Source organism: Cystobacter fuscus (assembly GCF_044360685.1).
Lineage (GTDB): Bacteria > Myxococcota > Myxococcia > Myxococcales > Myxococcaceae > Cystobacter > Cystobacter fuscus_C.
Genome location: NZ_CP043491.1, coordinates 209,464 through 235,178 on the forward strand (window position 1 = coordinate 209,464; position 25,715 = coordinate 235,178).

Here is a 25,715-nt window from a genome sequence, read left to right on the forward strand (position 1 = left end):
GATTTCAGGAGGATACTCCCCGGCGGGAAGGCGGCCAGTCATTCTGGCATGTCCCTCGCAATCACCTCCACCGAACCCCCTGGAGCGCCGGACCGGCGCGCCGCGATTGCTGGAGACAGTGCAATGCCAAGCGTAGATATTCCCGCCTATAAGGATGGTGATTTCCTCGTCAACTACGAGGAGAAGGTCTTCGAGGACGTCAAGGCGAAGCCCGGTGAGAAAGCCTTGATTACCTTCCACACCATCGCCTTCGAAGGCTCCATCGGCCTGGTCAACATGCTCCAGGCCAAGCGCCTGTTGCGCAAGGGCTTCGAGACCAAGGTGCTGCTGTACGGCCCCGGCGTGCAACTGGGCGTGCAGCGGGGCTTTCCGACGCTGGGCGCGGAGGCCTTCCCGGGCCACATGGCGGTGAACAACCAGCTCAAGGCTTTCATCAAGGAAGGCGGCGAGGTGTATGCGTGCCGCTTCGCCCTGCAGGCGCTCTACGGACAGACCGAGAAGGCGTTGATCGAGGGCATTCGTCCGATCAACCCGCTGGACGTGATGGACCTGCGCCTGCTGATGCGCCGCGAGGGCGCGCTGATCATCGACACCTGGACGGCCTGAACGGCCTTCCACCCCTCTCGCGATGCGGGAGGGGTGCCGTCATTTCCCGCGAGGACCCCCGCCATGCCCAGCATTCGTGCCGCCGCCGTGCAGCTCAGCCCGGTGCTCTACAACCGCGAAGCCACCGTCGCGAAGATCTGCGCGCAGATCCTCGAACTGGGCCGCGACGGCGTGCAGTTCGCGGTCTTTCCCGAAACCGTGGTGCCTTACTACCCCTATTTCTCCTTCGTCCAGGCCCCCGTGGCCATGGGCAAGGAACACCTGCGCTTGATGAACGAGTCGGTGATCGTGCCTTCCGCCGTCACCGAGCGCATTGGCGAGGCCTGTCGCGAGGCGGGCATGGTGGTGTCACTGGGTGTCAACGAGCGTGACGGTGGCACCCTGTACAACGCCCAATTGCTGTTCGATGCCGATGGCCGGCTCATCCAGCGCCGCCGGAAGATCACCCCGACCTACCATGAGCGCATGGTCTGGGGCCAAGGCGATGGCTCGGGCCTGTGCGCGGTGGACAGCCGCGTCGGCCGGATCGGCTCGCTGGCCTGCTGGGAACACTACAACCCGCTGGCACGCTACGCGCTGATGGCCGATGGCGAGCAGATCCACGCGGCGATGTTCCCCGGCTCGCTGGTGGGAGAGATCTTCGCCGAGCAGATCGCGGTCACCATCCGCCACCACGCCCTGGAATCCGGCTGCTTCGTGGTCAACGCCACCGCCTGGCTCAGCCCGGAACAACAGGCTCAGCTCATGGCGGACACCGGCTGCGCGATCGGGCCCATCTCCGGTGGCTGCTTCACCGCCATCGTCTCGCCGGAAGGCAAGCTGCTCGGCGAACCACTGCGCGGCGGTGAGGGGGTGGTGATCGCCGATCTCGACCTCGCGCTCATCGACAAGCGCAAACGCATGATGGACTCGGTCGGCCACTACAGCCGTCCGGAGTTGCTCAGCCTGCTCATCGACCGCCGCGCCACCGCGCACGTCCATGACCGGCGCGAGCCCCCCGAGGAGGCCCTCCATGTCCGTCAGTGAGACGCCTCCGGCCGTGCCCTTGCCGGCCAATGACCTGCTCGTCGAGCTGCAATGCCAGGGTGTGCGCTGGCAGGGCGCGGATGGCCTGTCTCGAAAGGGGGGCGCCGGGCCTTCGGATCACAAGGCGCTCAGCCTGGGCGAGCGCACGGCCATGGTGCCGATGCTCAACCGCGCCTCGCTGGACTCGCCCTACGCCGCGGTGCCCGACGAGAGCGGCACGCGGGCGCGGATCTTCCGCGAGGGCCTTCCCGTGGGCGAGGTCCAACTGCCAGGGGTCCCGCGCTTCTACGGACTCACCACCGCGGACGGCACGCCCTATTGGAAGATCGCCACCCTGCACAGCCGCGACGTGCTGGCCACCACGGTGCTCCAGCACTGCGTGCGCATGAACGAGGCCGCCAGCGCCTGTCAGTTCTGCGCCATCGGCCAGTCGCTGGCCGCCGGCAAGACGATTGCCCGCAAGCGCCCGGCCCAGCTCGCTGAAGTGGCCCGGGCGGCGGTGGAGCTGGACGGCGTCCAGCACATGGTGATGACCACCGGCACGCCCCAGACGCCGGATCGCGGCGCCGCCATCCTCTGTGAATCCGCCGCCGCGGTGACCGCCGCGGTGAACCTGCCGATCCAGGCCCAATGCGAGCCGCCGGACGACAATGCATGGTTCCAACGTCTGGCGGACAGTGGCGTGGTGTCGCTCGGCATGCACCTGGAGGCGGTCACCGATGTGGTCCGCCAGCGGATCATGCCGGGCAAGGCCGGAGTGCCGCTGACTCGCTACTTCGATGCCTTCGCCGCCGCCGTCGCTGTCTTTGGCCGCGGCCAGGTGAGCACCTATATCCTCGCAGGACTGGGCGACAGCGAAGACGCCATCGCCGCCATGGGCGAGCGCCTGGCCGCGCTCGGGGTGTATCCTTTCGTGGTGCCCTTCGTCCCCATCGATGGCACACCGCTCGCCCATCACCCCAAGCCCGACAGCGCGTTCATGCAGCGGCTCTACGCACGTCTGGGCGTCAGCCTGCGCCGTCACGGGTTGCACTCGGAGAGCATCAAGGCCGGCTGCGCCCGATGTGGGGCGTGCTCGGCGCTCAAGGGGTATGAGTGATGCGTGCTTCCTTCGCCCTGGTCTCGGACACCTTCGAGCCCTGGCGCGCCGGCGACCTGCGGGTCAAGCCCGTCAGCGAGCCCTGGGAACGCGCCGATTACTATGCCCTGCGCCGCGCGGTCTTCGTCGGTGAGCAGCGATTGCTGGAACAGGACCGTGACACGAGGGATTTCCAGGCCATCCCCATCGTCGCCGTGGCCCACGCCTGCGGCATGGCGGACCGGGTGGTCGGCGCGGTGCGCATCTACGAGGACAAGGATGGCCTCTGGTACGGCGGCAGGCTCTGCGTGGCGCGGGACTACCGCCACCACGCGCGGATTGGCCAGGCGCTGGTGAACGAAGCGGTGGCACGGGCCAAGGAGCTCGGCTGCCGCACCTTTCTCGCCACCGTGCAGGCGGCCAACGAGACGTGGTTCCAGCGCTTGCACTGGCGCAGCCTGGAACGCCTGGAGCTGCTCGGCCAGCCCCACGTGCTGATGCAGGCGGAGCTGGAGCGCTACCCCTTCCTGCCCCGGTGGAGCGGCCCGCCGTCCCGCGAGGAGCACCGTCATGGCTGAGCTCGCCACGCTGCTGGCGCGTCTGCGTGAGACGCCGGCGATGCGCGCCAAACAGGCCATCCAGCATCCGGCCCGGCGCCTCGCCGGCCCGCCCGCGAAGGGGGAGGACCGCTACACGCGACCGGGGGACGATACCGCCGCGTTCCGCTGTGGCGATGGATACCAGCTCCTCGCCATGGAAGGCATGCTGCCCGCCTTCGTGGAGCACGCCCCCTGGTTCGCCGGCTGGTCCGCGGTCATGGCCAACGTCAGCGACATCGCCGCCATGGGGGGGCGTGCCCAGGCGGTGGTCAATGCCTACTGGCACCACGACGCGGTTGCCGCGGATCAACTGCTCGCCGGAATGGAAGCGGCCTGTGCCGCCTACGGCGTGCGCCTCGCGGGCGGCCACACCCACCAGGCCCCGGGCAATCCGGCCTGCCTCGCGGTGGCGATCACCGGCTGGGCGCGAACACTGCTCTCGACCTTCCACGCGGCGCCCGGCCAGTGGCTGGCGATGGCCGTCGACCTCGAGGGCCGCTGGCATGGCGACGCGCCCTACTGGAAGGCTTTCGAAGGGGTGCCGGGCGAGCGCCTGCGAGCCAGACTGGAGCTGCTGCCGGCCCTCGCCGAGGCGGGCCGCCTGCGCGCCGCCAAGGACATCAGCAACGCCGGCATCCTCGGTACCTTGCTGATGCTGCTGGAGCCCACCGGCTGCGGTGCCCGGGTCGATCTCGATGCCCTGCCATGTCCAGCCGGAGCCCCGTTGGAGCGCTGGCTGCAAGTCTTCCCGAGCTACGGCTTCCTGATGACCCTGGACGCCGCGGATTGGCCAGACGTGGAGGCCACCTTCGCCGCCGAGGGCGTGCCCTGCGCCGTCATTGGCCGGCTCGATGCCAGCGCCCGGCTGTGGGTCGAGCACGCCGGCCAACGCGCTGAGTTCTGGAACCTGCGGGAGCGGCCCTTCACCGGCTTCGCGTGCCCGCCCCGACCCGAGGAGCACTGAAATGCCCGCCGTGAACATCAAGCTGCGCTGGCCCGATGGCAAGGTCAGCACCACCTATTCTCCTTCCACGATTGTCCATGAGCACTTCAAGGCGGGCCACAGCTACCCGCTGGCGGACTTCCTCTCCCGCGCCGAAACCGCGTTCAACGCGGCATCCGAGCGCGTCAAGCAGGTCCGCGGATTCTATTGCAGCTCGGCGATGGACAGTCTCGCCGGCCTCCGCTTGCTGTCCCGCCAATACCCAGCCCCGAACGCCCGTGTCGAGGTGCTCGACCTGTCCACCCACGGTGCCGATCAGGACTGACTTGTCCGCGAGGCTTTAGCCCAGAGGTTCATCCCATGTCCCATCACAACGTCATCGTCATCGGTGGCGGGCAGGCCGGTCTGTCCGCCAGCTATTACCTCCAGCAGCGAGGCATCCATCACCTGGTCCTGGAGAGCCGCACCCTCACCCATACCTGGCGCGAGCAGCGCTGGGACAGCTTCACCCTGGTCACCCCCAACTGGCAGTGCGCGCTACCCGGTGCTCCCTATCGGGGTGCCGAGCCGCATGGCTTCATGAAGAAGAACGAGGTCATCGCCTACCTGGAGGGCTTCATCGCGACGGTGCGGCCACCGGTCCGTGAAGGGGTCACGGTGCAGCGGCTCTCCGCGCGCGCCGAAGGCGGCTATCAGGTGATGACCAACGCCGGGGAGTTCAGCGCGGATCAGGTCATCGTCGCCACGGGTGGCTACCACACGCCCATCATCCCGCGCTTCGCCGAGCGGCTGCCGCCGTCCATCCACCAACTGCACTCCGCGCAGTACCGCAATCCCCAGAGCCTGCCAGAGGGGCCCGTGCTGGTGGTGGGCTCCGGGCAATCCGGCGCGCAGATCGCCGAGGATCTGCACCTGGCTGGCCGTCAGGTGCATCTGGCGGTGGGGGAGGCACCGCGCTGTGCGCGCTTCTACCGGGGCAGGGACGTGGTCGCCTGGCTGGAAGACATGGGTTACTACGCCATCGGCGTGGACAAGCACCCCTTGCGCGAGGGGGTGCGCGACAACACCAATCACTACGTGACCGGGCGGGACGGCGGGCGCGACATCGACCTGCGCGCGTTCGCCCTGCGGGGAATGCAGCTCCATGGGCGGCTGGATGACCTGGAGGGCGGAACACTGCGTTTCGCGCCGGACCTGGCCACCAACCTGGACAACGCCGACGCCGTCTACAACCGCATCAACGCCAGCATCGACAAGTACATCCAGGAGCGTGGCATCCCGGCACCGCCGGGCTCGGTCTACCAGCCGGTCTGGCGGCCGTCCGAGGAGCGCACCACCTTGCCGGTGGATGGCCTCGCCGCGGTCATCTGGTGCATTGGTTTCCGCCCGGACTTCACCTGGGTCGATCTGCCGGTCTTCAACGGCCGTGGCCAGCCGAGCCACGTGCGCGGCGTCACCGCCACGCCCGGTCTGTATTTCCTCGGCCTGCCCTGGCTGTACACCTGGGGCTCCGGACGCTTCTCCGGCGTGGCGCGGGATGCCGAGTACCTGGTGGACCGCATCGCGGAGGTACGCGGCGGCGCCTCACATGCCCCTGTTGCTGCCTGACGCGGGCTGCACGGCTTGTCCGCCGGTGGCGCGGGACGGGGAGGAATGATGAGGTGTCTCGTCACTCGCCCCGGGACGCCTTGTCCTCGCGCCACCAGTGGCTCATCCGCTCGTGGATCTCCGCCTCGTGGCCTTCCTTGCTCGGCCGGTAGAAGACGGAGCGCTCGAGGGGCTCGGGAAGGTACGTCTGCCCGGGCACGTAGTGGTCCTTGTGGTTCCAAGGCGCTTCGTAGCCCTTCTTGTAGCCCAGCTCCTTCATGAGCTCGGTGGGGGCGTTGCGCAGGTGGAGCGGCGGGGCCGCGTTGGGGTGGGCCTCCACGGCCGCGAGCGCCGCGTCCATCGCCTGATAGCCCCGGTTGCTCTTCTTCGCCGTGGCCAGCAGGAGCGTCGCCTGGGCCACGAAGATGCGCCCCTCGGGCATGCCCACGGAGTGGAAGCCCTCCTCGCACGCGCGCACGATGCCGATGGCCTCGGGCATGGCCAGACCCACGTCCTCCACGGCGATGACCTTGAGCCGGCGCCACAGCGCCACGTAGTCGCCCGTCTGTAGCAGCCGCGCCGCCCAGAAGATGGCCCCCTGGGGATTGGAGCCCCGGCACGACTTCTGGAGGGCGCTCAGGAGATCGAAGTGCTCGTCCCCGTCCTTGTTGTGCCGAGCCAGCCGGGTCCCGGTGGCCTGGAGGGCCGTCTCGCGTGAAATCTCCGCCCCGTCGGCGGTGAGCTGGGCCGCGAGCTCCAGCCCGCCCAGCGCCTTGCGCACGTCCCCTCCGCTCCCCTCCACCAGGACGGAGAGCGCCTCGTCACTCACGCTCAGACGGCGGGCACCGAGCCCCCGCTTCTCATCGGAGAGCGCCCGCAGGAGCGCGGTCCGCAGGTCCGCGGGGGTGAGCTCGCGCAGCAGGAAGACGCGGCACCGGCTGACGAGCGCGGGCCTCACCTCGAAGCTGATGTTCTCCGTCGTCGCCCCCAGGAGGATGAGCAGACCGCTCTCCACATGGGGCAGGGCCTGCTCCTGGACGTTCTTGGCCCAGCGGTGGATCTCATCCACGAAGACGACGGTGCGCCGGTGGTACTGGTTGCGCAGGCGCTCGGCCTCGGCCACCACCTCGCGGATGCGGGGGATGCCATCGGAGACGGCCGAGAGGATGACGAACTCCGCGTCGACGCTGGCCGCCAGCATGCGCGCGAGCGTGGTCTTCCCCACGCCCGGTGGCCCTCCGAAGAGGCAGGAGACGATGGCCTTGCGCTCGATGAGCTGGCGCAGGGGCGCGCCAGGGCCGAGCAGGTGCGACTGCCCGATGAACTCCTCGGGGGTGCGCGGACGCATGCGCTCGGCCAGCGGCGCGAAGCGGTTCACATCGACGGAAGCGGCGAACAGGTCAGGACCAGCGGGCATCGGGAGGCGGCACCCTAACAAACGAGCCACTCCGCCTGAAGAAGACACGGGCCAGCGGGGATTTTCCCCCACGGAAGGTGTCAAAGAATTCGTTTCGGTGGTCCTCTGCGTGCCTTCGGTCACGAAGCTACGCGCGGGCGTGCGCCGCGGGAGAGAACGGGCTCACGTAGGGCGCCACGGCGAGTTCCGCCCAGGTGTCGTGGAGCCCATCGAGGTAGCGCACCGGGGCGCCCGAGAGCTCCGCGCCATCCAGGCAGTTGAGGTTCACCCCGTAGAACGCGCCGCCCAGCTCCGGGATATCCCCGTGCCCGAAGACGCGGATGCCGCACACCCCGCAGAAGCGGGCATGGATGGCCTCATGGCGCGAGAAGTCACGCAGCACCTCCTGGCCGGCCACGAGGCGGAAGGCCTCCGGCTTCACGTGCACGCTCCACCAGGCCGTCTTGGTGCAGATGGTGCAATTGCACCGGGTCGTCCCGGCGCTCGGGTTGAAGTCGGCCTCGAAGCGCACGGCGCCACACTGGCAGCTGCCCCGGTACGTCCGGACACCGGTGGAAGGGGAGGGAGCGGTCGTCATGGTGGGACTCCTGGAAAGGGGGCGCGGCGCTTTCGGGCTCGCCCCGGTGACCAGGAGAAGGTAGGAGGGCTCGCGGACAGATTCGGTCCGCGATGTGAGGAGCCCCCTCCGAGTCGTCTGACACCTTATCCGGGGAAACGAGTGCAAGGAGGGCTCTCTCTCGAAGACACAGTCAAGACCCTTCGGGAGTCTGGACTGAGCATCACGGAAAGCATGAAGGCTTTGAACGAGCTTTTTGGCACGTCAGTGAGTGAGTCCAAGGAAGTGACAGATGGACACCCAGCCTGGACTGATGTGTGCCAATAGGCTGCTGAGTTGGTGGTGGGCCTGATCCACGTAACTGGAGCAAGCCCAGGCCGTCGTCTATAGCTTCAGCGCCGCTTCGATCCGGTCCGCCACGAGCCCTGGCGCCTCGCAATACCCGACATGCCCCTGCCCGCGGAGCGGGAGTACGGTCACCCCAGGCTGGCGTACCACCCAGATCGCGGTGAGACTTCTCAAGATCGGGCCCGAGTGCTCCCCGAGCAGAAGGGTCGTGGGCCCCTGGATCCGCTGGAAATCCTCCGGGGTTGGCGCGAAGCCGTCGAGGGCCTCCTCCTTGCGTGGCGGGCTCGGCAGCGAGGCCAGCATCTGCGCCCAGTGCGGCGCGTGCTGGCGCAGCCGGGAGTGCATCGGGTTGGGCGTGCGGACGACACTCGTTCGGCCCACGCCGGAGAGGGCACGCATGGCGACCGCGTGGTTGCCGACGAGCGGGCCGGCGAGCGACGAGGCGGGGTCATAGAGGACGAGCGAGCCGCGAAAGCCCGTGTCGATGGCGTACTGCGTGACGACCGTCGCGCCGTAGGAGTGGCCGAACAGGTCCACGTCCCCGCGCGCACGGCTGGTCTCGTCGCCAGTCACACCGGCGATCACCGCCGAGAGGTCCTGCACCTCGACGGAGAGGGGGGGCGAGGGGGCGTCGCCGCTGCGCTCCCGGCGCTCGACGATCACGACGCGGCGCGAGCACGCGAGCTGGTCGGCGACGGCGAGCCACTCGTCGGCGACGGTGAAGGCCCCGTGCATCATGACGATGGGGCGGCCCACGCCGGCCGCGAGGTAGGCGATGCGTGTGCCGTCGGGCGCGGTGACGTGGTTCTTGATGAACGGGTGGGTGGGCGGGGGGGCGGATGCGATCATGACGTGACCTCCTGCTCGTAGGAGGGCTTGCCGCCGAAGCGCGGCTTCTCACTGCGCGGGCTGGTTACAGCAAGATGCACGACACGCCCAATGAAATAAACGGCATGAAAGTCATCACGCTGTTGATGGCTCGTCATGAATCACACGAGTGTTGTCCTCATGGATGCCTTCGTCGGGGGTGAGCCGGATCGTGTCGCGGCTGGGGGGTGGCTCCTCAACCGGAGCACCTTTTCCCTGGTCAGCGTCACCCCGCGAGATCCTCCGCGCGTGTGATTGTCTGGTTGGATGGGTGCAGATTCTTTAAGAAAGAAGAGTTTAAATCAAGGTTATTCTGTTATTTCAAGATTGTGGTAAAATACTGGGAATGGCGCTTTGTCGTTTACGCCAGTCGATTGGTGATGGTAGTGGGCGCCCATGAGCGTCATCACAGGTAGCAGGCGTCGTGGGAGTGGCCAGCGGCTCCGATTCCTCATCACCGCGGCCACCCTGGGGCTTTCAGGTGCGAGCGTGGGCACGGCGTGCAGCCCCGTCGCGGCCCCCTCCGAGTCTGGCGGCCCATCCGCCGCGCCCACGCACGAGGCCCCCACGCCGTCAAACACGGGGCCCGTGACCCGGGGCGGCACGATGACCTTTAAAAATATCGGCGCGACTGGCTATTGGGGCCGCCGGATCGAGGCGAGCGAGGGCGACCCGCGCTGCAACGTCGAGGCGCGATGGATCAGCTATCCCTGGGGGGGTAAGGAGTACTGCTGCCGTACCCGGCACGAGGTGACAACCAACCGTCTGTCTCCGTACAACGAGCAGATGACGATGGTCCTCGAGGGGCCGATGCGCGTCAAGCAGTTCGCCGTCTACCAGCCGGTCGCGGATCCGACGGGCCCGTGGGCCATCAAGTCGTTCTGGGACCGGCGGTCTCCGACCACGTTCCAGAACCTCCACATCTCCGGACCTGGAGACAAGACGCCGTTCACGGGTGACCTCGGGAACAACTGCGCGTTCTACGCCATGCAGGACCGGAAGTTCCCCTGTGGTCCGGGGAGCAACCCGTACTGCCCCGGTTCGGCGCTGGACTACGACGGCTGGCCGGGTTCCAAGCTCGTGGTGCTGCTCGCCTCCATGCCCTACGCCGACGACCCGACGCTCAAGCCCCTGAGCTGCATCAAGCCCGGAGAGGACGAGCGCCAGCAGGACGCACCGTGGATCGGCTTCAGCCCCTCGGAGCTCAACCGCGACGGGTGGTCGGGCTATCACCCGTGTCACTGCTTCGCGAACACGAACGGGGCCGTGGGCGACGGGTGCGGACAGATCAACGTGTTCGAGGTCGTGGCGGAGTCGTCGGGCAGCCAGTGGGGCAACCGCGACATCATCAGCACGGGGCTCAGGTCCTTCCAGGTCGGCAGCCTCGGCGGGTCCGTGTGCGGCATCGCGGGCTGTGGCATCGGGCAGTTCGACGCCAGTGCCGATCTCCTCGACGCGCGGGCGCTCAAGGCCATGGCGCAGGGCGCGGTGATCGACGCGGACAACCGGGCGAGTGCCTATGCACCGGTATGGCGCCGGCCGCTCGATGACCGCTACTTCGCCATCCTCCTCGACGAGCAGTCGCGGGTCGTGCAGGTGATGATCCTCCACCCGGGCAACCTCCCCGGCGCGGCCCGCGCCCTCCTGCCCGCGCTTCCGAGCGAGGTCTCGCGCGCGACGATCGATGGGCTCGTGGGGCTCCGCCTGCCCCAGTGACCGCGGGGGACGCCGCGCCGTCGATTCAATGACTCGCATCTGGCTCGAACAGGATGGAGTCCTGACAGGCGCGATTCACACTCCATGACCTCACGAGGCGCGGATGCTGGCCCGCGCCGCGTCGCACTCCTCGCAGTGCTCCTCGAGAGGACAGAGAAACAGGAGTGGCTCCGAGGCGAGCAGTTCCAGCGCGACGGAGACGACGTCGCGCGAGTCGCACAGTCGCGCCGGGGCATGGCCCACGAGACCTTCGTGTTGCAATGCCCGCGCGCGCAGGGGCGTGTCGAGGAGCTGGAAGCGCCGGCAGCAATGATCGGTCTCGGCGATCATCACGGTTCGTGCGGCGCCATCGAACTCGACCACGCAGGAGTGCTCGACGGAGTAGGGGACGCCCGCGAGGGCCTCCGCCAGGTGCAACGTGGTGTTCTCGGAGTGGCTCACGCCCAGAAGCAGCACCTGTCCGGCGAGCTCATGGACGTGGCCCACCGGGCTGTCTGGGCCGTGCGGGGGTGACAGCGGCTGGGGTGCGCAGATGCGCTCGGCCAGTGGCCCCTCGGCGGCGAACGAGCCGCCCGGATGCGTGCTGCGCCGGACGCCGGGCTGTCTCCAGAACAGCTCGGCGGTGATGCCCATGTCGCACGTCGGTGTCGACGCGGGGTCGAAGAGGGACTCGCCATCGGTCATGGTCGGCATGACCAGAGTGCCCTCCGCTCCGAGCGCGAGCCGCAGCGCGCGGAGCAACCCCAGGGGGCCGTCTTGAATCGGGCGTACCGCTCGAAACGACGTATGCACGAGCAGCACGCCCCCCCGGCGCACGCCCAGTGTCCGAAGCTGGGTGGCCACCTCTTCGACGCTCAACTCCTGTTTCATGGTGCTCCCAAGGGGATGGATGGGGCGGACGCCAGGCCCTGAGTACTCTCAGTTGGAGCAGAGCACCACCGACGCGTAGTCCGAGAGCCAGCTCCGGCGATGCGCCACCCCGATGATGTATTGGTTGTCGGCGCACTGCCCCTTGTGCTTGCCCACGCTCCAGTCGCCTCCCGATTGCGACGCGCGCTGGTCTCCTCCCCAGAAGTCCTTCGCCGACCTGCCGTTGAGAGGGATTCCACCGGTGTTCTGCTCGCAGAGCAGACCCGCCAGCTCGATCGTGAACGGGTTCGCCGTGGAGACGCCCACCGCGTAGGAGCCCGTGGGGCACTCGAACTTGATGCTCTGGCTGGCCCAGTCACCCGGGTAGCGCAGCGGTGAGACCTCCTGGGTGACCGTGTGGTAGCTCCCCGTTCCCTGCTGGGCGGGAACGGCTCCCGCGTTGGTGCAGAGGATGGCGAAGTTCTCGCTCACCCCCACCACGCGATAGCCCCGCGGACAGCTGAGCTTCGCCTTGCCCGAGTGCCAGTCGAAATCCAGCGAGTTGTTGTCCACGTAGTAGGTGGAGTCGCCATCCTTCGTGAGGACGGCCATCGGCAGGAAGCGCGTCGCCTCCACGGCGCCTGTCCGCCCGTCCGCCCCGAGCAGCCGGCCCAAGGGGCCCGTCCCGAGCCGCCAATCCCCGCTGCGCACGCCACTCCAGTCCGGATAGCTCCACAGGCCGTAGGTCTCTTCCTCCCCCTGCACCGAGTTCTGGATCTTCGCCGCGTTGATGGCCCAGTAGGCCCAGTCGACGTCCTTGTCGATCAGGTAGTCCGCGAGGTGGCTGAACCACGCCCGGGAGTTGGCCGCCTGCTCGTTGTAGCCGACGCCGAACTCGCTCATCCAGATCGGCGCGGTGTACGCCTGATTCGCCTCGAGCACGAAGCCCCACTCCTGATCCAGGGTGCCGTGGAGCGTTGACTTGTCCATGTCGCCGTACTTCGGGCCGCTGCCCAGCGAGCCTCCCGACTGATTCGGCCCGGTGTAGCCATAGTTGTGCACGGCGTAGACGAGCTTGTCTCCGCGCAACAGGGCGACGGGCCGCTGCCTCACGGGCTTGAGCTGCGGGCGCGCTCCGTCCAGGAGTCCCCACCAGTTGACCGCCTCGACGACGATGAGCAAGTCCGGGTTCGTGCGCAGCAGCAGGTTGCCCATCGTCTGGGCCGCCATGTGCCAGTCATGCTGGTTGCGCATCCCCCAGTTGGGGCTGTCCAGTCCGTCCGGACGCACCTCGTTGCGCAGGTCGGCCCCGGCCACCCACTTGTTGCCCTGGTAGCGCGTCGCCAGCATCACCCAGTCGTCCTGCCATCGCTGCAGGGCCTGGCTGCTGTCCCAGAAGCCATTGCCATCCCAGCCGCAGCACCACATCGACTTCGTCGTGTGGTTGTTCAGGATGACCACCAGGCCCTGCCGCGTCAGTTCCGCCACGACGGCGTCGTAGACCTCGAGCGCCGTCTTGTTCTGCAGCTCCGGGTTCTTCGTGGTGTCGATACACGTGACGCCGTGCTTCTCCAGACACCGCTGCGCCGCGGGCTTGTTGTCGTCCGGGTGCAGCATGTTGTTGGAGAACGGCAGCCGGACGGAGTTGAAGCCCAGCGCCTTCATTCCCGTGACCAGGTCCGACAGCTTCTGCTTGTCCAGGCCTCCCACCACCTCGAGCTGATCACTCGCGCCGAACCAGTTGAAGGATTTCAGCTTGAAGCGCTCTCCACAGCGGTCGACGATGTACCGGCCCCGGGTGCTCAGCGGAACGCGTGGGCTGCACTGCGCCGCGGCCAGCCCGGCACCCTCGCGGTGGCCTGATTCGGCGTCGGCCATTCCGGTCCGGGCCAGGGCGGCCGTGCCGCTCAGGTGGAGCACCGCCAACATCAACAGCAGAGGACTGTTCTTCATCGGGAACGGCTCCAGGTGTGAGGGGCGACTGGGAGTGAAGTCATGAATATCAAGAAAGTCTAGCGTGAGCGTGTGGACCACCCGTCCCCATGTCTCGGACCATGGCGGAAAACGAGGGAATTACGTCCTTTCGGACACGCGCCTGACGGGGGAGAGTGGGCCCGTCAAACCAGACACGGGAGTCATTCCATGGCCACGAATCTCGACATTGTCTTTCTTCTCTACCCGGGGGTGTCGTTCCTGGACTTCATGGGGCCGCAGGCGGTGTTCGGCCTGCTGCCGGGAGCGCGGCAGATCTTCGCCTCCGTGGGCGGACAGCCCATCCGCGAGGGGGCGCTGACGCTCCAGCCCCTGACCCGGCTGGAGGACGTGGAGCGGTGTGATGTGCTGTGCGTGCCGGGCGGGCCGCTCGGGGGGGCGTTGGAGGATCCGGTCTTCATGGAGGGCGTGCGCCGGCTGGCGTCCACGGCGCGCTTCGTCACCTCGGTGTGCACGGGCTCGCTCATCCTGGGCGCGGCGGGGCTGTTGAAGGGGCGGCGGGCGGCGAGCCACTGGGCGATGCGAGAGCATCTGGTGCACCTCGGGGCCATTCCGGACGCGGGGCGCGTGGTGCGCGACGGTCACATCCTGACGGGCGGTGGCGTCACGGCGGGCATCGACTTCGGGCTGACGCTCGCGGCGGAGCTGGCGGGCTCGGAGGTGGCCCAGGCCATCCAACTCCTGCTCGAGTACGCCCCCTCGCCCCCGTTCAACGCGGGCCGTCCGGAGACGGCGCCCGAGGCGGCCCTGGTCCGGATGTCCTCGCTCACGACGGGGGAGATTGTTTTCGATCCGGCGGCGGAGGAGGCCCTCGTGAGGCGCGCGGGCGAGGCCCTCCGCGCGAGCCGAACCTAGCCCGCGGAAGGCCGTGAGGTGTCGGCCGTGGACTGTGGCTCACCTGGCGCCCCCGCGAAGTCGCTCGACCTCGGCCTGGAGTTCGGCCAGACGCCGCTCCGCGGCTTCACGCAGCCGTGCCTCCTCCTCGACACGCTGCCGCAACTCCTCCAGCTTCTCGCTCATCCGCGCCAGCAGCTCCTCCGACTCCAGCAGCAGCGCGTTTCCCGCCCATAGCCGCAGCTTCCCCTCCGCCACCTCCAGCTCGAGCCCCAGCACCTCCGAGCGATAGCGGCCCCGCTCCGGTACCATGGAGGTGTACTGCCTCGCCTCGGGTGTGGGCAGCCGGTACGCCTCCAGCCGCTGCCTCGCCCGGTCATAGATGAAGTACTCGGGAACGCCCAGCCGGGCGTAGCGCTCCACGTTGTACTCGGCGTCCTTCTTGCGGTCGCCGCCCACGTGTACCTCGAGGATCCAGTCGACCCCCTTGCCCTCGTGGCTCACCACCCACTTGTCGCGCTCGTGCGACTCGACGTCCAGCACCGCCAGCAGATCTGGCGCGAAGCGTCTCTCCCCGGGGTAGTACACGGGCAACTCCGCTCCCAGGTACACCTTGCGCCGCTGGTGGCGGAAGTAGCCCATGAGCACGTCCAACGTGCGCACCTTGGCCCAGAAGTGCCGGTCCCCCTCCGGCATGGCCATCTCGTCCCAGGTCACCTCTCCGGGAAGTGACTCCACCACCCGCGCCCGCTCCTCCGGCCCCATCGCCTCCCACTCTTCCCGCGTGGGCGCCCGGGGGAAGGCCTCTCCACGCTCCTGTGCGCGCCGTCCCATGCCTTCCAGCGTGAGGTGGGCCGCCGCGCTCGTCAATCTCCCCCACGGCGCTCGCCCAGCAACTGTCGGGCCGGACAATCTCCCTCACGTGTTCCGAGCGTGGACTCCTGGCTGGGAGTCTCCCGGCCTCTCACGCCATCTCCCCGCACGGACACCACCGGTTCGTCCACGTTTCTGGACTCCATCGGGCTTTTCAACCTGATCGGTGCTCTAGTGCCGCCCCAACGCTCTGTCCCAGGCAGCCAACTGCATGGTCACCGTGTATTTCCAAGCACTGGAGATATCCTCAAAGTCCTCTGGGCGGAGTGCGCCGAGGCGCTCGCGAAGCAAGCCCAGGTCGCTGAGTTCCTCGCGGTGCTTGAATTCGGTGTCCACCTTGACCAATGCAGGAATCACCCGGAGCACGGCCTCCATGCAATCCTCCCGGGTCGCACGAGACATGCGCTCCACTGTCCGTGCCAACTGTTCGCGCACCGAGGCCGGGCCTCCAGGGCACCACGCCTCCAGCGTCATGCCGTAGATGTCCTCCACCAACTCCTCCAGCGTGTACTCGCGATCGAACCAGACGAGCCGCTCCGGGTCCCCCAACCTCGCCCTCCTCACAATGTTGTAGAGACTGACGGTGTCGAGGAAGACAACGTTGGTGGGGTGCTGCACGAGGTACTGCCTGCCAATGGCAAGGTGTGCGGCCTTGCCAAGAAATGCATCTCAGGGCTCCTCGTCCGGGCCCGAGTCGGCGGGCTCGGAGTCACCCAGGGGCATGCGCAGGGCGCGGGCTTTCTTCGCGCGCTTGCGGCTGAGTTCCACGCCCACCGCGTCCAGCCCCAAATCATTGGCCACGGCGAGCACCGTGCCATGGCCGCAGAAGGGGTCCACGATACGGCGCGTGGAGGTGTTCTCCAGCACGTAGCGGCAGGCGGCGAGGCACGCCTCCACGCCCATGCCGCGCGTCCAGGTCACCTCGCCCGCCTGGGGGAGCACGTCGGGGGTGGAGCGCGAGAGGTCGGCGCGCACACCGCGCGAGAAGCACAACAGGTGCGAGTACGCGGGGCGGCCGAAGGTGGTCTGTCCCGCCGGGGCGCGGCACACCACCTTGTGCCAGAGCAGGGCGTGTCCCTGTTGCTCGGCGGCCTTCTGCACCAGGTAGCCCTTGTCCACCCACGCCCCGTCCTTCTTGATGTCCGTCTGGTAGAAGATGGTGACGCCCTCGTCCGGGCAGCGCGAGAGCACGAGCGCCGCGGTGCGCACGAACCAGTCCTTCCACTCGGAGAGGGTGAGAGTGGGGAACTCGGACACGTCGGGCATGGAGGTGATGAGCGAGCACCCCGCGAGCACCTCCTGAGCCTCCAGCCACGCGAGCGCATCCGCGCAGTACACCGTGCGCTCGCCTTGGGGGGCCTCCCGCCCCGCTCGCTGTTCGTCCGAGGCCATGTGCTCAGTGCCGCTTCACGTTGAAGGGGCCGAAGCCCTGGTCCGCGGGCATGACCTCGATGACGTTGATGTTCACGTGCGGGGGGCGGGTGACGCACCACCTCACCACGTCGGCGATGTCCGCGGCGGTGAGCGGCTCCATGCCCTCGTACACCTTGCCCGCGCGCTCGGCGTCTCCCTTGAAGCGCACCAGCGAGAACTCCGTATCGACCATGCCGGGCTGCACGTCCGTCACCCGCACGCGCGTGCCCGCCAGGTCCGCCTTCAGGTTCTGGGAGAACTGGTGCACGAACGCCTTGGTGGCCCCGTACACGTTGCCGCCCGGGTAGGGGTACGTGGCCGCCACCGAGCCCAGGTTCACCACGTGCCCCCGGTTGCGCTTCACCATGCCCGGCAGGAGCGCGCGCGTCACGTACACCAGCCCCTTGCAGTTGGTGTCGATCATCGACTCCCAGTCGTCCAAGGACGCCTCGTGCGCCGGCGACAGCCCCAGCCCCAGCCCCGCGTTGTTGACGAGCACGTCCACGTCGGCGAACTCCGGCGGCAGGGAGGCGAGCGAGGACTCGACCCCTTCGCGCGAACTGACGTCCAATACGAGACAGTGGGATGGGGTGGGGAGGCGTGCGGCGAGGGAATGCAACCGCTCCTCGCGGCGTCCCACTAGGATGAGGCGCGCGCCTTCCTGGGAGAGCAAGAGGGCGCAGGCTTCACCAATGCCCGAAGTGGCCCCGGTCACCAGGGCTGTCCATCCTTGAAGCGTATTCATGGCCGCCGATCCTACCGGCGCGGGGGAGGAGTGCACGTGTCTCATGACACCCGGAGTCTGATTCCCGTGGGTTCTCGCGTTAACATGGGGGTCATGACGCACGCTCGTGCTCTCAACGCGATCCACCTGCGCCAGGGCCACCCGGACTTCCTGGACCTGCCCTGGCACCTGCCGCTGGAGGCCTGGAACCGCGAGGTGTGTCCGCGGATGGTCGAGGTGCCGCGCGGTCTGTCGCGGCACACGGTCGTCTTCGTGAGCTACGGGGCGGAGATCTACGCGCTCAAGGAACTGCCCATGCCCATCGGCCAGCGCGAGTACGACGTGCTGCGCGGCCTGGAGGAGCGGCGGCTGCCCTCGGTCACCCCCGTGGGCCACGCGCGCGTGCGCGCCCCGGATCAGCCCGGCAACGAGGTGGCCATCCTCTTCACCCAGTACCTCAGCTCGTCGCTGCCCTACCGCGTGCTCTTCATGAACAAGGGCCTGGAGCGCTACCGCGAGCGGCTCCTCGACGCGATGGCCAGCCTGCTCGTGCGCCTGCACCTGGGCGGCTTCTTCTGGGGTGACTGCTCCCTGTCCAACGTGCTCTTCCGCCGCGACGCGGGCGAGCTGCAGGCCTACGCGGTGGACGCCGAAACGTCCGAGCTGCACGCGAAGCTGTCCGACGGCCAGCGCGAGTTGGATCTGATGATCATGGAGGAGAACGTCACCGGGGGCCTGGCGGACCTGGCGGCCATGGAGGAGGTGGAGCTGCCCGCCTCGCTCGACGTGTACGAGACGGCGCCGAGCATCCGCCAGCGCTACGAGCGGCTGTGGACGGAGATCAACAAGGAGATCCCCATCTCGCGCAGCGAGAGCTATCGCATCCACGAGCGCATCCGGGCGCTCAACGATCTGGGCTTCTCGGTGGGCGAGGTGGACCTGGTGGCCAGCGGCGACGGCAGCCAGCTGCGCATGCGCACCATCGTCACGGACCGTGAGTACCACCGCCACCAGCTGCACAACCTCACGGGCTTGGTGGCCGAGGAGCGCCAGGCGGCGATGCTGCTCAACGAGGTGCGCGAGCTGAAGGCCACGCTCACGCGCGAGCTCAACCGGAGCGTGCCCCTGAGCGTGGCGGCGTTCCGCTGGCTCGACGAGCGCTTCCGGCCCACCATCAACAAGTTCCAGAAGGACCTGGGCGCGGTGGCGGACGAGGCCGAGCTGTACTGCCAGGTGCTCGAGCACAAGTGGTTCCTGTCGGAGAAGGCCAAACGGGACGTGGGCCTGGACGCCGCCATCAAGGCGTACGTGGCGCTGCGCCGCGAGCAGCCCGCCCCCGCGCTCCTGCGCTCGGAGAGCGCCCCCCTGGCGGCCCTCGTGGAGTCCACCCGGCGGCTTCCGTCCGCGTAGCGCGCCTCCGGGCGGCGGCTCATCCGGGCCCGCCGCCCCGCTCGAGCCGCTCCTGGAGCCGCTCTATGTCCGCCTCGGTGTCCACGTCCAGGCCTCCGCCCTCGAGTGTCACTGGCTCCACCCGGTGTCCCCGGAACACGGCGCGCGCCCCCTGGTCCCCCCTGAGCGCGAGCAGCTCCGGGAGCAGGGCCGGGGAGAACAGGGCGGGCACCCCCACGACGCCCTCGTAGGCCGACGCGACGATGGGCGCCCCCGTGTCGCGCCAGGTGTGGGCCAGGGCGCGCAGGTGCTCGGCCGTGAGCAACGGCTGGTCGCACGTGAGCACCAGCACCGCCGTGTCGACGCCCGTCAGCCCCTGGCGGATGGAGCTGGCGATTCCTTCCTCGGCGCGCGGGTTGTGGACGCAGGTGACGGGCAGGGAGGCCACGGCCCGGGAGACGTCCTCCGCGCGTGCCCCCGTCACCACCCGCACCGGGCCCAGCCCTGACTCCACCGCGAGCCTCGCCGCCCGGTGTACGAGCGTCTCCCCCCGCCATTCGACGAGTTGCTTGGGCCGGCCGAGCCGCGAGGAGGCCCCCGCCGCGAGCACCACCACCGTCACCGCTTCCATGCGCACACCCTTTCTTCACCCGGCGCCGGGGGACTTCCCTGGGAGTGAAGCGTGAATGAGATTGGCGTCGAAAACACCGGGCAACTAGGTATGACCCCCGTATTTCATGCCACGGCCCGGCGTGTGCGACACTGGGCATTCACCTGGACGCGAGCTGCGAGGAGGCACGACGCCCCATGCGAGAGTTGAGCGAGGTCCTCACCGCGTACAGGGCGGCCCGGACGAGCGGAGAGCCGCTGCTGCTCGCCACGCTCGTGCGGGTGGAGGGCTCGACGTACCGGCGGCCCGGCGCGCGGATGCTGATGACGGGCGAGCGTCAGCTCGCGGGCGGCATCAGCGGCGGGTGTCTCGAATCCGACGTGCTGCGCAAGGCGCTCTGGCGCACCGAGCAGGGCGAGGCGGTCGTCATCCAGTACGACTCGCGCGCGGATGACGAGTTCGCCTTCACCATGGGCCTGGGCTGCAACGGGCTCGTCGAGCTGCTCCTGGAGCGGTTGGATGGCTCCCGGCCCCACGTGCTGGACTTCCTGGAGCGCAGCCAGGGCGAGCGGGTGACGGCGGCGATCGCCACCGTGGTCGTCTCCGGCACGGGGCGCGAGCGGGTGGGGGCGCGGGTGATGCGCGACGCGCTCGGACGCACGGACTCGAGCGTCCAGGACGAGGCCCTGCGCGCGCTGCTGATGGAGGACCTGGCGCAGGCGCTCGCGAGCGGCCGTTCGGGGTACCAGCGCCGGGAGACGGACACGTGCGTGGTGGAGGTGGCCATCGAGGTGGTGCCTCCGCCGGTGCCGCTGGTGCTCTTCGGCACGGGCTTCGACGTGCACCCGGTGGTGGAGCTGGCCAAGAACATCGGCTGGCACGTGACGGTGGTGGGCACGCGGCCCTCGGGCAACCTGAAGACGCGCTTTCCCCGGGCGGACGCGTGGGTGGGCGCCCGCGCCGGCATGACGCTGGACGCGCTGAACCTGGACGCGCGCACGCTCGCGGTGCTCATGACGCACAACTTCACCGAGGACGAGGAGCTGCTCTCGCGGCTGTTGCCCTCGCCCGTGCGCTACATCGGCGTGCTGGGTCCCCGGCGCCGCCTGGAGCGGCTGCTCACGACGCTGGAGGGGCAGGGCGTACGGCCGACGCCCGCGCAGCTCGCGCGGCTGTACGGGCCGGTGGGGCTGGACATCGGGGCGGAGGGGGCGGACGAGATCGCCCTGTCGATCGTCTCGGAGCTGCAGGCCTTCGTCGCCGGACGCGAGGGCGGGGCGCTGCGCCAGCGTCCGGTGCCCATCCATCCGGACCCGGAGCCCTTCGTCGCGCGGCCCCTGCCGCGTGCCGCGGAGAACATCGTCCAGGCCACGTGCGCCCTGGAGTCCTGATGCATCCGCCCAGGGGTGCCTGACCCTCCAGGTCATTCCGGCGGACGTCACATTGAAAGTAGGGTGGACCCCACCTGGCGAGTCATGTCGCCAGACGGAGGTCACCTCATGTTCGGTTTCATCCCGCCCCGGCACCGGCGTGTCCCGCCCGGCACGGGGCGGCTGCTCTTCCGCGAGGAAGGCGTCGAGTACGAGCAGATCAAGTGCGTGGGCACGGGTCCCTACGGGGAGCTCATCTTCCTGGCCTGGCGGCACGCCGCGCACCACGGCTCCACCCCGGTGGTGGTGAAGAGCCTGGGCGGCCTGCAGCCCTGGAAGTCGCGCCGGCGCCTGGAGGCGGAAGCGCGGCTCCTGCCGGGGCTCGTGCATCCGGGGATCGCCCGCGTCCTCGGCTGCCACTCGCGTGGGGTCCAGCACTTCACGGTGTCGGAGTTCATCGAGGGCCACTCCCTGACCAAACTGCTCGGCTACGCGGCGCTGCGGGGCAGGCCCCTGAGCGAGGAGTTCGCCCTGTATGTCTGCGCCCAGGTGGCCGGGGCCCTCCACGCCGCGCATTCCATGCGGGGAGGGGACTTCCCGCCCTGGGGCCTGGTTCATCGGAACGTGTGCCCGGACAACATCCGGTTGGACCGCGACGGCCAGCCCAAGCTCACCCACTTCGATCTCGCCGCGTGCCCCCCGCCGGGGCGCGAGACGCTCACGGGGCTGTCGGATCCGCTCGGAGACCCCGACTACGCCGCGCCCGAGCGGCTGTGCCCGCGGCTGGTGCGCACGAGGCCGGATGCGCGGATGGACCTGTTCTCCCTGGGGCTCGTGTTGCTGGAGCTGCTCACCCACCAGCACCTCTACTACGTGGCGACCGTGGACCAGCGCGTGGCGCGGATCCTCCTGCTGCTCCGGGCCGCCGTCCACCCCATGTCGCGAGAAGAGGCCCGGATGGTGGATCAGCTGGCGCTCCGGGCCGAGCTCTTCCGTCCCAGTGACGTGGACTACGCCGCGCGGGACGTCTCGGAGCCGGTGAAGGCGGTTGTCCACAAGTTGCTGCGCCAGGCGCCCGGGGAGCGCTACGTGACGGCCGCCGAAGCGCGGGCGGAGCTGCTGCGCTGCCTGAAGGGTCGGAGCCGCTGGTACGGCGCCTGGCGGGCCGCGCGGGAGGTGCGGCAACTGGAGCGCGAGGTGGCCCACATGACGCACGGGGCCGAGGCCGTGGGCTCCTACAGTGCTCGCGGTGAAGACTCCGCGCGCTCCACGACGACCCGATGAGCCGGGCGGAAGGACAGGCCCGGTGGGGCGTCCGCCCGCGCGGCGCCTTCGTGCTGCGGCGTCCGAGGGGCTGGAGGCGGGAGCACGTCCGGGCGTGCGAGTTCCCGCGCCCGGGCGCGAACGTGGGCGGCTATCACCTGGAGGCGCGGCTGGGGACGGGAGGACAGGGCAGCGTGTACCGGGCGCGCCGCGAGGGCGGGGTGTTCGCGGTGAAGCTCATTCCGCTGGCGCTCGCGCGCGCGTGGGGGCAGCGGGAGCTGGAGGTGATGGCACGGCTGAAGCTGCCCGGTATCGCGGCGCTGGAGGGACATGGACACTGGCCCGCGGTGGCGCCGCGCTTTCTCTTCCTGGTCACCCGGTACGTGAAGGGCCGCACGGTGTACGCCTGGGCGAGGGAGACGAATCCCTCGGCGCGCGAGGTGGTGGAGAAGGGGCGGGCGCTGGTGGGGGTGCTGGAGGCGGTGCATGGCGCGGGCGTGGTGCACCGGGACGTGAAGGGCGACAACGTGCTGGTGCGCGAGGAGGGGGGCGAGGTGGTGCTGGTGGACTTCGGCGCCGCGAGCTACGCGAACGCTCCGCGCCTCACCGTGCTGCTGCCTCCGGGCACGCCGCGCTACCGCAGCCCCGAGGCGATGCGCTTCCTGCTGGGGCACTCGCGGGGCGAGCGCTACGAGTCCCCGCCGGGGGATGACCTGTGGGCCTTCGGGGTGCTGTTGTACTGGCTGCTCACGGGGAGCTGGCCCTTCGAGGGGACGGAGTGGGGGGCGGTGCTGCACCCGGAGCCGGAGCCGCCGCGCGCGCGCAACCCCCGGGTGCCCGCCGCCCTGAGCGCGCTGTGCCTGCGCCTGCTGGCGAGGACTCCCGAGGAGCGCTTCGCGGACGCGGGGGCGGTGGGCGAGGCCCTGGAGGCGGCGCGGGCGGGGGCGGGGGCGGACTGGGACGTGCCGTTGTGTGACGCCCATGGGCCGGACACCGCCACCACGCACGAGGTGGCGCCCCTGGAAACGGACGAGGCCCTGGCCCGCCTCGAACGGCTGGCGGCTCATGCCGAGCACCACCCGCCCGTGCGGGGCCGTCCCGTGGTCAGCGAAGAGGCCCTGGTGCCCGGGCGTTCCCCGAGGGGGTGGAGGTGGGGGCTCGGCGGGGTGCTGGTGCTGGGGCTGGCGCTCGGGGGGCTTCAATCCCTCTCGGGCCAGGAAATGGCGCCGCCGGGGAGGCCAATGGACGCTGAGGGGGGCGCGGTGTCCTCTCCCGAGGAACTCATCCCCGCGCCCGTCGTGGTTCCCACGATGCTCGGTAAGGAAGACACGCGCTTGAACAAGGACACGAAGACGAAGAAGGCCCTCGGACTTACGGCCCGGGTGGCGGCGGCGGGACTGGTGTGCCACGCCTTGACGGGGTGCTCGGCCTCGCAGCGGCAGGTGTCGGCCACTCCGGAGCCGGCTAGGTGCCCGGCGGGAGCGAGCGAGGCCATGGCCAACGAGTTGGCGCTGTCTGTTGGTGATAGGGCTCTGATCCTGTTTGACAGTCGGTGGGTCCACAACGTCCCCGTGCGGGAAGGTCCCGCGCGGGTGGAAATCGATTTGCGAAAGGGCCGCTGGGCGGGGGAGAGCGGCATCTTCATTTCCGGGACGCTCTCCCTGGGGCGGGACCGTGTGTTTGGCCGTTTCACCGAGGCGCGCATTCGAGACGGAGAACCGTTTCCGGTCTGCCTGGAGATGACGGACATGTTCAAGGGAGGGAGAGGTGTGCTCATCCGGGAGCCCGGCGGGAGTCCAGACACGGTCTTGATCTACTCCTCGGAGTATGTGGTTGCCGTGAAGCAGTTTCAATGAGGGGATGCGTGGTCCGGAAGGTCATGGGCCCGCTCCCCTCCGCTTTCGCACCGAGGTTCAAGTCCCATGTTTGCTTCACCTCTGATGTGGTTGCTTCTCATGGGCGCATCCGCTCCTTTCCAGACGTGTCCTCCTCCAGAAGATGTGGAGGGCCGATGCATCGAGGTGCGCGCGGGGCAGCCGACGGAGATGCATGAAGTCCAATTGAGCCCGGGACTGATGACGACGTTTGTCTTCGACTCAGACGTGCACCCGGAAGGGATGATATTGGAGGACTCCGGTCGATTCGAAGTGGCAGAGCTTGGAAAACGCACGCTGGCGCTCATGCCCACGGACAGTCCGAGGAGCGAACAGCCTGGTGCATTGAAGGTGTGTTTCGCGGACAGCGCCGCACCTGCGTGCGTCTCCTTCCGGTTGCTCATGCATCCAGTGATGGCCGAACGGCAGGTCCGGCTTCTGCGTCACCCCCGATCGGCGGATTCGCTGGAAGCGGAGCTGAGGGAATCTCATGAGGAGAATGCACGGCTCCACGCGGAACTCACGCGATTGAACGCCGGACGCGACTCGCCGCTCGGACTGGCGGGAATGTTGGTGTCTGGAGTGGTGGACGAGCGAGGAATGTCTTGTTCGCCTAGCGATATCGTCCAACCATTGGGCGCGATGTTGAGCGCGGTGGAACTCTCGACCTGCCGAACTGCAACGAGGGTGAATGTGCGAGTCCGGGTGCGGAACAACAGTGAGACGCCCTGGATCGCTCAAGGGGCGAAGCTGGTGGGCCCGAAGGGCGAAGCCTGGCGAGGCTCGGTGTGGCCCGAGGAACCTGTTCCGCCGAGCAAATCCGTCGATCTCTTCATCGAGGCGCGGGTCGAGGACGTGCGGATGGAGGGGCCCTTCGTCTTGAAGTTGTGGGAGGCGAACGGGTCACGCACCGTGCGGCTGGGCCGTGTGGCCTTTCCCGTGCTGGGGGCGGGGACGGCCTTTTGATGGCTCGGGTGGAGCATGGAGGTCAATCACAACTCGCGGTCCGGTGGTCGGACTCGCATAGCCACAGTTCATCGGTGCGGTGCTTGCAGATGTACCCGTCTCCGCAGACGGCGGAATCCCCGGGTGTGCACTTCTTGCGACAATGGTACAGGTCACACACCGAGTCCTCGGGACAGAACGGACCTTCGGCCTGGGTATCACAGGGTTGCCGGCATCCCATCCACACCTCGCCCGGAGACAGGGGGTAGTCGCTGACGGTGCAGACCTGTTCCTGCTCGCAAGGAGTCTGCTGACAGTTCTCTCCGTGTACTGTGGCGCAGATGGAGATGCGCGGGGCCACCGAGACGCATTGCTGCCCCTCGGGGCAGGTGCGCCCCTCGCACGTGGGCTGACACACAGCACCGGTGGGCACGTCCTTACAAAAGAAGCCCTCCGGGCAACTGGCGGGGTCTTCCGGCTGGCATGGGCGGCCGCACCGGTAATGGCAGCGCAGCCCTTGTTCACAGCCGTACTGCCGCTCGCGAGTGAAGCCCGCGCACACTTCTCCTTCCTTGCGATCTCCCACGAGGGAGCAGGCGTTGAGGAGGTCCTTGCCGCTGTCGGATGTATAGGTCTGGCAGGTGAACCCCTCCGGACACTGCGAGTCCGACATGCATCTGCTATCCACACAGTAGCTGTGATGGGTTACCATGCTGAAGAAGCAGCGCAGCCGCGGATCACAGTCCGCGTCTGTTTCGCAATCCCGGCCATAGGTGAGTGCGCTCTGCCTCTCGACCGGAGTCAGCATGGGAATGACATCCCGCTGCGGGGCGTGT

Annotated in this window: 25 protein-coding genes; 14 read left to right on the plus strand and 11 right to left on the minus strand. The window is 68.7% G+C overall.

The features are described from left to right. Window positions 1–123: 123 nt before the first annotated feature. The 7 genes from F0U63_RS00870 (at window position 124) to F0U63_RS00900 (ending at window position 5,860) form a co-directional block, all read left to right on the plus strand. Window positions 124–606, plus strand: coding sequence for an MSMEG_0572/Sll0783 family nitrogen starvation response protein (locus F0U63_RS00870; RefSeq protein ID WP_095983476.1), 483 nt, complete (start codon window positions 124–126; stop codon window positions 604–606). A gap of 63 nt (window positions 607–669) precedes the next feature. Then, window positions 670–1,632, plus strand: a complete 963-nt coding sequence (locus F0U63_RS00875; RefSeq protein ID WP_395842706.1) for a Nit6803 family nitrilase — start codon at window positions 670–672, stop codon at window positions 1,630–1,632. Then, the gene (locus F0U63_RS00880; RefSeq protein ID WP_395842708.1) at window positions 1,619–2,731 is read left to right on the plus strand and encodes an MSMEG_0568 family radical SAM protein; all 1,113 of its coding nucleotides are present in this window, start codon (window positions 1,619–1,621) and stop codon (window positions 2,729–2,731) included. The genes F0U63_RS00875 and F0U63_RS00880 overlap by 14 nt, the downstream gene beginning before the upstream one ends. Then, window positions 2,731–3,288 (plus strand): MSMEG_0567/Sll0786 family nitrogen starvation N-acetyltransferase, encoded by a 558-nt coding sequence (locus F0U63_RS00885; RefSeq protein ID WP_395842710.1) that lies wholly within the window; start codon window positions 2,731–2,733, stop codon window positions 3,286–3,288. The genes F0U63_RS00880 and F0U63_RS00885 overlap by 1 nt, the downstream gene beginning before the upstream one ends. Continuing rightward, entirely contained in the window at window positions 3,281–4,273 is a 993-nt protein-coding gene (locus F0U63_RS00890; RefSeq protein WP_395842712.1) for a sll0787 family AIR synthase-like protein, read from the plus strand. Before F0U63_RS00885 ends, F0U63_RS00890 begins: the two co-directional genes overlap by 8 nt. Window position 4,274: 1 nt before the next feature. Continuing rightward, window positions 4,275–4,577, plus strand: coding sequence for an MSMEG_0570 family nitrogen starvation response protein (locus F0U63_RS00895; RefSeq protein ID WP_395842714.1), 303 nt, complete (start codon window positions 4,275–4,277; stop codon window positions 4,575–4,577). 35 nt (window positions 4,578–4,612) lie between these two features. Beyond that, window positions 4,613–5,860 (plus strand): MSMEG_0569 family flavin-dependent oxidoreductase, encoded by a 1,248-nt coding sequence (locus F0U63_RS00900; protein ID WP_395842716.1) that lies wholly within the window; start codon window positions 4,613–4,615, stop codon window positions 5,858–5,860. 61 nt (window positions 5,861–5,921) lie between these two features. Here the strand turns inward: F0U63_RS00900 and F0U63_RS00905 are convergent, their stop codons facing one another. From F0U63_RS00905 to F0U63_RS00915, 3 genes are all read right to left on the minus strand, one after another. Further along, on the minus strand, window positions 5,922–7,256 hold the full coding sequence (locus F0U63_RS00905) for a replication-associated recombination protein A (RefSeq protein ID WP_395842718.1): 1,335 nt from the start codon (window positions 7,254–7,256) through the stop codon (window positions 5,922–5,924). 127 nt (window positions 7,257–7,383) lie between these two features. Then, the gene (locus F0U63_RS00910) at window positions 7,384–7,833 is read right to left on the minus strand and encodes a GFA family protein (protein WP_395842720.1); all 450 of its coding nucleotides are present in this window, start codon (window positions 7,831–7,833) and stop codon (window positions 7,384–7,386) included. A gap of 363 nt (window positions 7,834–8,196) precedes the next feature. Continuing rightward, window positions 8,197–9,009, minus strand: coding sequence for an alpha/beta fold hydrolase (locus F0U63_RS00915; protein ID WP_395842722.1), 813 nt, complete (start codon window positions 9,007–9,009; stop codon window positions 8,197–8,199). A gap of 414 nt (window positions 9,010–9,423) precedes the next feature. Between F0U63_RS00915 and F0U63_RS00920 the strand changes: the two genes are divergently transcribed. After that, window positions 9,424–10,743 (plus strand): cell wall protein YJL171C/Tos1 domain-containing protein, encoded by a 1,320-nt coding sequence (locus F0U63_RS00920; RefSeq protein ID WP_395842724.1) that lies wholly within the window; start codon window positions 9,424–9,426, stop codon window positions 10,741–10,743. Between the two features lie 90 nt (window positions 10,744–10,833). Here the strand turns inward: F0U63_RS00920 and F0U63_RS00925 are convergent, their stop codons facing one another. Further along, window positions 10,834–11,613 (minus strand): AAC(3) family N-acetyltransferase, encoded by a 780-nt coding sequence (locus tag F0U63_RS00925; RefSeq protein ID WP_395842726.1) that lies wholly within the window; start codon window positions 11,611–11,613, stop codon window positions 10,834–10,836. 48 nt (window positions 11,614–11,661) lie between these two features. After that, a complete protein-coding gene (locus F0U63_RS00930) occupies window positions 11,662–13,545 on the minus strand; it encodes a glycoside hydrolase family 5 protein (RefSeq protein WP_395842728.1) in 1,884 nt (627 codons plus the stop codon). Window positions 13,546–13,734: 189 nt separating this feature from the next. Here F0U63_RS00930 and F0U63_RS00935 point away from each other — a divergent pair, with 189 nt between their 5' ends. Further along, window positions 13,735–14,439, plus strand: a complete 705-nt coding sequence (locus F0U63_RS00935) for a DJ-1/PfpI family protein (RefSeq protein ID WP_395842730.1) — start codon at window positions 13,735–13,737, stop codon at window positions 14,437–14,439. A 39-nt stretch (window positions 14,440–14,478) separates the two neighbouring features. Here F0U63_RS00935 and F0U63_RS00940 read toward each other — a convergent pair whose 3' ends face one another. The 4 genes from F0U63_RS00940 to F0U63_RS00955 form a co-directional block, all read right to left on the minus strand. After that, window positions 14,479–15,252 (minus strand): Uma2 family endonuclease, encoded by a 774-nt coding sequence (locus F0U63_RS00940; RefSeq protein WP_395842732.1) that lies wholly within the window; start codon window positions 15,250–15,252, stop codon window positions 14,479–14,481. 210 nt (window positions 15,253–15,462) lie between these two features. After that, window positions 15,463–15,909, minus strand: a complete 447-nt coding sequence (locus F0U63_RS00945; protein ID WP_395842734.1) for a hypothetical protein — start codon at window positions 15,907–15,909, stop codon at window positions 15,463–15,465. Between the two features lie 51 nt (window positions 15,910–15,960). Next, on the minus strand, window positions 15,961–16,683 hold the full coding sequence (locus tag F0U63_RS00950; RefSeq protein WP_395842735.1) for an SAM-dependent methyltransferase: 723 nt from the start codon (window positions 16,681–16,683) through the stop codon (window positions 15,961–15,963). 4 nt (window positions 16,684–16,687) lie between these two features. Further along, complete coding sequence (locus tag F0U63_RS00955; protein WP_395842736.1) at window positions 16,688–17,449, minus strand: SDR family oxidoreductase; 762 nt, start codon at window positions 17,447–17,449, stop codon at window positions 16,688–16,690. Window positions 17,450–17,542: 93 nt separating this feature from the next. Between F0U63_RS00955 and F0U63_RS00960 the strand changes: the two genes are divergently transcribed. Continuing rightward, window positions 17,543–18,838: a DUF4032 domain-containing protein gene (locus F0U63_RS00960; RefSeq protein WP_395842738.1), complete on the plus strand. Its 1,296-nt coding sequence runs from the start codon at window positions 17,543–17,545 to the stop codon at window positions 18,836–18,838. A gap of 19 nt (window positions 18,839–18,857) precedes the next feature. Here the strand turns inward: F0U63_RS00960 and F0U63_RS00965 are convergent, their stop codons facing one another. Then, on the minus strand, window positions 18,858–19,448 hold the full coding sequence (locus tag F0U63_RS00965) for an NTP transferase domain-containing protein (RefSeq protein ID WP_395842739.1): 591 nt from the start codon (window positions 19,446–19,448) through the stop codon (window positions 18,858–18,860). A gap of 176 nt (window positions 19,449–19,624) precedes the next feature. Here F0U63_RS00965 and F0U63_RS00970 point away from each other — a divergent pair, with 176 nt between their 5' ends. From F0U63_RS00970 to F0U63_RS00985, 4 genes are all read left to right on the plus strand, one after another. Further along, a complete protein-coding gene (locus tag F0U63_RS00970; protein ID WP_395842740.1) occupies window positions 19,625–20,818 on the plus strand; it encodes an XdhC family protein in 1,194 nt (397 codons plus the stop codon). 108 nt (window positions 20,819–20,926) lie between these two features. After that, on the plus strand, window positions 20,927–22,081 hold the full coding sequence (locus tag F0U63_RS00975) for a serine/threonine protein kinase (protein WP_395842742.1): 1,155 nt from the start codon (window positions 20,927–20,929) through the stop codon (window positions 22,079–22,081). After that, on the plus strand, window positions 22,078–23,916 hold the full coding sequence (locus tag F0U63_RS00980) for a serine/threonine protein kinase (RefSeq protein WP_395842743.1): 1,839 nt from the start codon (window positions 22,078–22,080) through the stop codon (window positions 23,914–23,916). The genes F0U63_RS00975 and F0U63_RS00980 overlap by 4 nt, the downstream gene beginning before the upstream one ends. A gap of 99 nt (window positions 23,917–24,015) precedes the next feature. After that, the gene (locus F0U63_RS00985) at window positions 24,016–24,900 is read left to right on the plus strand and encodes a DUF2381 family protein (protein ID WP_395848552.1); all 885 of its coding nucleotides are present in this window, start codon (window positions 24,016–24,018) and stop codon (window positions 24,898–24,900) included. Between the two features lie 22 nt (window positions 24,901–24,922). Here F0U63_RS00985 and F0U63_RS00990 read toward each other — a convergent pair whose 3' ends face one another. Then, window positions 24,923–25,552, minus strand: coding sequence for a hypothetical protein (locus tag F0U63_RS00990; protein WP_395842745.1), 630 nt, complete (start codon window positions 25,550–25,552; stop codon window positions 24,923–24,925). Window positions 25,553–25,715: the final 163 nt, after the last annotated feature.